This window comes from Xenorhabdus stockiae (genome assembly GCF_002632825.1).
Lineage (GTDB): Bacteria > Pseudomonadota > Gammaproteobacteria > Enterobacterales > Enterobacteriaceae > Xenorhabdus > Xenorhabdus stockiae.
The window spans coordinates 94,243-102,570 of record NZ_NJAJ01000017.1; the positions used below are offsets into that span (position 1 = coordinate 94,243).

Genomic DNA, 8,328 nt, shown 5'->3' on the forward strand with positions numbered 1-8,328 from the left:
ATATTTCTTATGCTGAAAGTTATCCAGTCTCCATCCAAATATATCCAAGGGCCAGATGCGATATCCTACATTGGCCACTACACGAAAATACTTGCTGATCATGTTTTTGTTATTGCTGATAATTTTGTACTCAATCTTATTGGAGATACAGTCAGTAAGAGCCTGAAACAAAATGAAGTCACCAGCCATTTTGAAGTCTTCAACGGCGAGTGCAGCCGTAAAGAAATAGAACGCCTGTCAGCCATCCTACTCACTAATCAATGTCAGGCCGTAATTGGAATTGGTGGAGGAAAAACGCTTGATACCGCAAAAGCGGTAGCACACGAATCAAAATTACCCATTCTTGTTTCTCCGACTCTGGCCTCAACGGATGCACCAACCAGTGCGCTTTCCGTTCTGTATACAGAATTGGGGGAATTTGATAGCTACCTGTTCTATCCTAAAAATCCCGATATTGTGTTAGTGGACACGAAAATTATTGCAAAATCACCTGTCCGGCTGTTTATTGCTGGTATGGGAGATGCACTGGCTACCTACTTTGAAGCGAGGGCCAGCAGTACAGCACATCATCCGACTATGGCAGGAGGAACAACTTCTCTGGCCGGGCTGGCATTGGCTAAATTGTGTTACGACACATTATTGTCAGAAGGTTATAAAGCAAAACTGGCGGTAGAAGCCGGAGTGACAACGCCTGCGGTTGAAAATATTGTTGAAGCCAATACCTATCTCAGCGGAATTGGTTTTGAAAGTGCAGGCCTTGCCGCTGCACACGCCATCCATAATGGGTTTACCATACTGGAAGAGTGTCACCACCTGTATCATGGTGAAAAAGTCGCATTTGGTACGCTGACACAGCTCATATTAGAAAATAGCCCCAGTGAAGAACTAGAAACCGTACTCGACTTTTGTGTACAAGTTGGCCTTCCAATTACGCTGGAACAACTTGGCCTGCGCGATAGTGAAAATTTGCATCAGAAAATTATGCAGGTCGCTAAAGTAAGTTGTGCAGAAGGGGAAACTATTCACAATATGCCATTTACCGTCACCCCAGAGCAGGTCTATGCCGCAATTCTGGCAGCAGATCAGATGGGAAAAGACTGGTTATACTAATTTAGTATCAGCGTGATTTTTGCGGTTTCAGGGCGGGAACCCTCGCCCTATTTGGTCACGCCATTAACATGATGGATAACATAACGAGTGCTTCGCCCTCCCGCTTCTGTTTTTTCCAAATACCCCAATTCTGTCAGGTAGATTAGATGTCGGGTGGCTGTAGCCCTGCTCACTTTAGCCACTTTCTGATATTGGCTGCTATTAATTCCTTGAGAGAAATCACCGTCTAACATTCTGTTCAGTACCTTCACTTGCTCTTCATTGAGCTGGCTCTGATCAACACGACGCCAAAACCGGGTTTTCTTCACGGTTCCATCAATTTGTTTCAATTTAACAATCAGAGTGTTATTCAGGGTTTGTAGAAACCATCTCATCCAGCCCGTAATATCCAACCCACCACGCTGTGTCTGTTCCAACATTTCATAATATTGTTTCCGACTTTCGCAGATACTCACAGACATCGCATAAAGCCGGATTGATCGGCTTTCTGCCTGCGCTAGTGCCAGATCAGTCAGAAAACGGGTTATACGACCATTACCATCTTCCAGTGGATGAAGAGTGACAAACCACAGATGCACAATCGCTGCCCGCAAAATAGGGTCAAGATTAGGGTCATAATAGGAACGGTTAAACCATGTGATAAATTCTGCAACCTCTTGCGGTAGCCGTTCGGCTGGCGGGGCTGAAAAGTGGATAATTGGCTTGTCTATTCTGCCCGACACAACTTCGATACCGCCATGTCGCAATTGCCCACCGCTGATGGGATTAATTAACCGATAACCGACAGGAAACATCCACTCATGCCACTGCAAAATACGTTCAAGAGTTAACGGTTCTTGATATTTTTCTACGACTTCAAACGCGATTCGTGCGATGCCATCAGATTGTTCACTGATTGGATACGGAGTTTCCTCACTGATACCCAGATGATTCGCCAGCGAAGAACGTACTGATGCTACGTTTAGTTTTTCTCCTTCTATCTCACAGGAATAGAGAATACTGGCTAAGAGGTTATCCAGCGTTGCTTGCTCAGTATTTTCAGTCGCAGATAAACCGAGTAACAGCCCCTGATTAAAATTAATCTCACGTAGAATGGAGATCAATTCATGTTCATTCCATTGGAAATCAGGCCAATTTTTCTGTTCCCATATCCACATGACCATTCACCTCATGATATCAATCAGTTGGTCATTCTACTCACTAAATGAGGCAAATAACAACACTATTCGCCTCATAAAATGAGGCAAATAATCGATCTAATTGCCTCATGAGTTGGAAAACAGGTTAATTCAACCCAGCGCTCGCGCCAGTAATCTCATCGGATGTTCGCATTTTTTGCTGGTAGACATCTCTATCTGCCATTTACAGGTTTCGCAATCGGTGATTACCAAATCAACGCCACTTTCTTCGATTTGCCGGAACAGGCCAGCACCAATCCCCTGAGATACTTCATAATTTTCTTTTTTGAAACCATAAGTTCCGGCAATACCACAACACTGAGAGTCCAGAATAATTAATTCAATACCCGGAATACGCTTAATCAACTCAATCGAATAGGCTGCCCAGCCCATTTTTTCCATATGACATGGCGTATGGTAAGCCACTTTCAGAGGCATCGTTTTCAAAGGCAGATCACGCCCCTGATCCAGCAACCGATAAATATAGCGGGTTGCCAGCTCAATATGATCACGTACCGGGCGGGTATCTACGCCCAGAATATGCGGATATTCATCGCGTAAGGTAAAAGTACAACTGGATGAAGTTGTTACAACGGGAATTTGTCGCTCAATCACACTTTCTGTTAATGAGAGCAGGTTAGCTTTCGCCTGACGTTTCGCCCTATTCATAAAGCCATTGGCGATCAACGGCACGCCACAACATTTTTCCCGCGTCAGTAATTGGACACCAATCCCCATTCCATTAAAGACTTTCAATAAATCCTTACCCAGTTGTGGATGGTTATAATTGACGAAACAACCATGAAAATAGGCAACCTGCTCTGTAAATTGCTGTTGAATGGATGCCTGTTTGTGATACCAGCGCCGAAACGTTCCGAAAGAGTATTTTGGTAATTCACGTCGGTGATCAATCCTGAGCGTTTTATCCAGCAGATGGCGCACTGGCTTCAGGCTGGTCACTGAATTGACGATGGGAGCAAGCGGAGTAGAAAGAGTGCCCATCATATCGGTGTGGCTGAGAATGACATCCCGTAATTTAGGCCGCTGTGAGTGATAATCTGCTTTTGCCCGCAGGATAATATCACCGATTTTTACATCAGACGGACATGCAACTTCACAGCGCTTGCAGTTAGTGCAGTATTTCAGCGCTTCATCATATAAAGCAGGATCTTTTAAACGCAGGCGCTCTCCATCCGGGCCGGCCTGTTTTGGCCCGGGATAGCCCGGATTAGCTTTAACCACCGGGCATTGGGTAGTACAGACAGTACATTTAATACAGCTTTCAAAACTGTTATCCGCTATGTTCATTGTGCAATCTCCGGTATCCGCTGTTTTGTAACTCGTTGCCCGGTGATGATTTGTTCAGCAACAAATAAGGCACTCAATAAAGAAACTCCGGCACCACAGCCTTCAAACAATGGATCATATCCCCCCAGCACAGCCCCGGCAGCATACAGGTTCTTCACCACCTGACCTGATTTTAATGGCCGTAAATATTCATCCGTGGTGACACCAAATTTAAGATATGGCTGAGGAGTAAAAACGTTTTGCCGTGTCCATTGTTCACGTGAAGAGTACGCCAGCAGATCTAAATCAAGTAAGGGTTCATAAACCCGATCAAATTGTGCTTTCAGTCCATTACTGAAAAAACTACCGGTTGCCAGAATCACGTGAGAAGCCCGCAGTGGAATATCACCATGATTACGGGTGTACAAACCGGTAATATGGTTCTCTGCCATTTCCACACCGTTGACCGTATCACCTGTCATTATCACTCCGCCAAAATGGCGGAACCGAGTATGCAACAACTGATCCTCCCGGATCCCCAACAGAGAAGGCGGTAACGTCGGTAACAAATAGACAGGCTTTTGCACCTGTATCTGCAATGCCTGCACGACTTGATCAGTTTCCAGACCAATACAGGCAGGCAGGAACACAGCCTCATACCCCTGCGCCAGACGGCTGATTTCCTCCGCTATCAGTGTCAGGCTCTGAGGCAGATCCAGTAAATGGGCGATATTAACGGAGCGAAATTCACTGGGGTTATCACGCAGTCTGTCGAGAAAAGGTAAGTGAATCTCCTGCGCACTGGCTTTCACCCCCTGTCTCTGTAGCGCACTGGCGACGATGCCGGGCTGAAAATCCAGAAATCCCGCAATGCCGATCACAACAACACTTTCCCATTTAAATGGCCGTTCCAGCTCACGAACCGGTACTCGTGCCGGGCTTAACCAAGTCATGCGCTGACGGCCAACGGGCGTAACACGATAATGATTTTGTGAAGCAGAACCAGTCATAACCAGTCCGCTGTCCCTGATTAATTTTTCAGCCTGATAAGCCAGTGATGCTACTTTTTTTTCTCCTATCCGACTGTAAGGATGATGCGGAGCCTGTCTGGTCAATTCAGATAAGGCATGTAAGGGATGAGTGACTTCACTTCCGTCAGGTAAACGGGCAAGAAAATCCATCGAGCCAGAAGAAAAATAAAGAGAGCTTTGGCCTGAACTGACTATCGCACAGGATTTACCTGCCTCTGCCAGCCGAATGCCGCTGGCCAATCCCGCCAGCCCGCTTCCAATAATGACAGTATCAAATTTCATTATCAGCCCCCGTTATTGTCTGGTTATCAGTATCATGGTCATCTAAACCGCACAGTCCCTGATAAACCCAGCTGGTGAACTCGCTTTCCCGTAACGCATCACCCCAAACGACAGGGCGGATCCCTTTCCAGCGTTCATTCAGGAATTGTTTCAGTTGCTGCTCTGATTCCTGTTCTGTTATTACACCGAGACGGTTAAGCACCCCTGCTGTACGACAGGCACACAGCTCTCCCTGACAGGTTCCCATGCCAACACGAGTGCGACGACGCAAGTCCAGTAGGTTAGTAACCGCCAAAGATTCCGTTGCATAACGAACTTCTCCCGCAGTTACCGCTTCACATTCACATACCAAACTTTTATCTGATCGTTCGGTACTCAGTATCTGGCTGGCGCGATCGCCATGACGATAAATGGCCGACTCACGAATGGGAGCGGAGAGAGTTACTGTGCGACGATGTTGGGTTTTACTGTGTGACGTGTGCTGGCGTGTTTGTTCGGCGGAATTCTCTGAGCCGGGCAGTGGCTCCTGTGCTGTTGTACAATGCGCGGTAATATTAAGTTTCTCGCAAATCTTATCGGTTGCCCATTCAGCCATCAGGCGATATGTCATCAGTTTACCGCCAGTAATGGTTATAAATCCGTCCAGACCATCACGTTGGGCATGATCAAGCAGCACAATACCACGGCTGACGTTTCTGCCCGATGGATCATCATCACTCGCGACTAAAGGGCGGACTCCCGCATAAGCCCGTAAGATACGGGTTTGTGCAAGCCGGGGGGATAATTTTGCTCCCTCCCTGATTAAGATATCCACCTCTTCCTTAGTCACATGCATGTTATCAATCTGATCGTATTCAATGCGGGAAGAAGTCGTGCCAATCAGCGAAATAGTGTCACCGGGTACGAGAATATCGGCATCTGCGGGTTTACGACAGCGATTGATCACCATATTGTTAATGCGATGCCCTAAGATCAGCAACGATCCTTTGGCCGGCAGCATATGGACTCTGAGATCCGCATACTCCGCAATTTTCTGCCCCCAAATTCCACCAGCATTCACCACTATCGGCGCATAAATGTTATACAAGCGCTTAGCGCGATGATCATAAACATGAACACCGGTAATTTTATCCCCTTGCCTGATTAACCCCATGACTTCATGATACGTCAGTATTTGTGCACCATGCTCTCTGGCATCCAGCATATTGGCCGCCGTCAGCCGGAAAGGATCAACCGTCCCATCAGGCACAATCACAGCCCCGATCAAATCCGGGTTAACTGCCGGTTCAAAACGTTTCGCTTCTTCAGGATCAATCGCCTGTGTATCAATTCCTGCCTTTTCACACGCTGCAATAAAAGTTTGCTGATATTCCAGTGAATCTTCCGGCAAAGTAATAAACAAACCGTGTGTTTTTTCAATGCAGTGTCGGGCAATAGATTTGAGGATCCTGTTTTCTTTTATACACTCTTTTGCCGATTCGCTGTCTGTGACGGCATAGCGTGCACCGCTATGCAACAGACCATGATTGCGTCCGGTTGCACCTGTTGCAATATCATGCCGCTCCAATAAAACGCAGCGTAAACGCCTGCGGGCGCAATCTCTTGCAATACCGGCACCTGTTGCGCCTCCACCAATAATAATGACATCAGTTTCTGTTACAGGAGAGCCATTCATCAGAGATGCTCCTTTCTTTGCCAGTCACATATCCGGCCAGTAAATCCGATTGATGATAAAAATATATCCAAAATGGATAGGAATTGTTTGATAAGGAACAAAAACGAACCTAAAACGCGTATTTTGGACGACAAAAAAATCAATACCGTGAGAAATGTCACTATTTTTTGAGGGGTTTTTATTAAAAGTGGTTAACGTTTTGTGAAAAGAAACTGAACGACATGATGATTTGGTATTCTTGTTTTCGCTAAAAAAACCGTCCCTTTGAGAACATAATGCCGGGAACTATGTTACCGATCCCTTTGTGGAATAAATTATTTTTCTTTTTGTAATAAAATGATGGGCCCTGAACCTGTTTCGCCTAAAATATCATTGGGATTACGTAATGGGCATTCTGTCAATGAAAGGCAGCCACAACCAATACAACCATCCAAATTATCACGCAACCGGGTTAATTTTGTTATGCGCTGCTCCAGCGAATCCCGCCAGTGCAAGGAAATTATTCGCCATTGTTCAGCTGTAAGTTTACTATTAGGGGGAAACTGACTGAGTATTTCCTGTATTTCTTTCAAAGGAATACCTGTGCTCTGTGCTACTTTGATAATTGCGATATAACGCAGCACAACCGCAGGAAAACGGCGCTGATTTCCCTGATTGCGTGAGCTTTTGATTAATCCTTTAGATTCATAAAAATGTACTGTCGCTACCGTCACTCCACTACGTTTTGCTACTTCTCCCACCGTTAATGCTCTATTTAAATTAATGGCCCTATTTTTTTTCATTGCTATGTAACCCGGGTTAACTTTCAGTTTTATGAAAAAAATCTAACGTTTCTGCCAATTGGTCAAATACTTCACCGTTTTTTCGTAAATTGGGCCAGAATTCCAATTTATTCATCGTGTCTCTAGTCATCGGTCAAGGCCATAATCTGATAATGACCAAACGGCAGAAACTTAATTAAGCACATCAACTCTTCTTTCTTATTGATGTCACTATTCCGCCTTATAAACCAAGGAAAAAACATTATTAGAGTTCAAATTTTTTCTCCATTCACTTGGCGTTATACCAAAATGTTTTTTAAATGATCGGGAAAAAGATTGTTGAGAATCAAACTGATACTGTAACGCCACATTGTAAAGTGTATTTTTCGATGAACAGATAGAAATAGCAGCGTTAGACAAACGTCGTTCGATTATATAGCTACCTAGAGTAGTTCCTGTTATATTTTTAAAAATCCGTTGCAAATGCCATTTACTATAACCAGACTTTTTAGCGACGATTTCAATGTTTAACTCATTCTCAATGTTTTTTTCAATCCAATGAATAAGATCTTCAATAACCTTCTCATTAATAATATTTTTCATGTTCTCAACCCATCATCAATAAGTTGTTTATTTTAAAACATATTATTATTCAGAAAATCTGAATTACCCAGTTAACAGTTTATTATTCAAGTCTGAAAAAACCGGTTACTCACTACAACCAACACATTAAAATTTAAGTAACCGGACTTGAATTTACGTAGTACTGAAAGCAGCTATTTTTAAACAAAATTAAAGCTCATAATTCAACATTATAATATTGACCTATATGTAGATTGTAATATCTATATACCCATCGTCATTGAAGATGCTTGATTTTTCATTCCTATCAGATCAAAATCGCGCCATGAAAATTACCCTGACAGATGCCCAAAAAGAAGCGCTTGAATTGATGCACGATACGACTCGTGATGGGCGCGTCCGTGACCGTATCAAAGCCGTGC

General features: G+C 44.3%; 7 protein-coding genes. 1 reads left to right on the forward strand and 6 read right to left on the reverse strand.

Annotated elements, in window-relative coordinates:
- Positions 1 to 9: 9 nt before the first annotated feature.
- Complete coding sequence (locus Xsto_RS10660; RefSeq protein ID WP_099125045.1) at positions 10 to 1,110, forward strand: glycerol dehydrogenase; 1,101 nt, start codon at positions 10 to 12, stop codon at positions 1,108 to 1,110.
- A 47-nt stretch (positions 1,111 to 1,157) separates the two neighbouring features.
- Here Xsto_RS10660 and Xsto_RS10665 read toward each other — a convergent pair whose 3' ends face one another.
- The 6 genes from Xsto_RS10665 to Xsto_RS10690 form a co-directional block, all read right to left on the reverse strand.
- A complete protein-coding gene (locus Xsto_RS10665) occupies positions 1,158 to 2,267 on the reverse strand; it encodes a Fic family protein (RefSeq protein ID WP_099109601.1) in 1,110 nt (369 codons plus the stop codon).
- A gap of 132 nt (positions 2,268 to 2,399) precedes the next feature.
- Entirely contained in the window at positions 2,400 to 3,596 is a 1,197-nt protein-coding gene (glpC, locus tag Xsto_RS10670; RefSeq protein WP_099125046.1) for an anaerobic glycerol-3-phosphate dehydrogenase subunit GlpC, read from the reverse strand.
- On the reverse strand, positions 3,593 to 4,888 hold the full coding sequence (glpB, locus tag Xsto_RS10675; RefSeq protein WP_099125047.1) for a glycerol-3-phosphate dehydrogenase subunit GlpB: 1,296 nt from the start codon (positions 4,886 to 4,888) through the stop codon (positions 3,593 to 3,595). Before glpB ends, glpC begins: the two co-directional genes overlap by 4 nt.
- Entirely contained in the window at positions 4,878 to 6,566 is a 1,689-nt protein-coding gene (gene glpA / locus Xsto_RS10680) for an anaerobic glycerol-3-phosphate dehydrogenase subunit A (RefSeq protein WP_099125048.1), read from the reverse strand. Before glpA ends, glpB begins: the two co-directional genes overlap by 11 nt.
- A gap of 311 nt (positions 6,567 to 6,877) precedes the next feature.
- Positions 6,878 to 7,345: a redox-sensitive transcriptional activator SoxR gene (soxR, locus tag Xsto_RS10685; protein WP_099109597.1), complete on the reverse strand. Its 468-nt coding sequence runs from the start codon at positions 7,343 to 7,345 to the stop codon at positions 6,878 to 6,880.
- 210 nt (positions 7,346 to 7,555) lie between these two features.
- Positions 7,556 to 7,927 carry a helix-turn-helix domain-containing protein gene (locus Xsto_RS10690; RefSeq protein ID WP_099109596.1) on the reverse strand — a complete coding sequence of 124 codons (372 nt, stop codon included), beginning with the start codon at positions 7,925 to 7,927 and terminating at the stop codon, positions 7,556 to 7,558.
- Between the last annotated feature and the right edge of the window lie 401 nt (positions 7,928 to 8,328).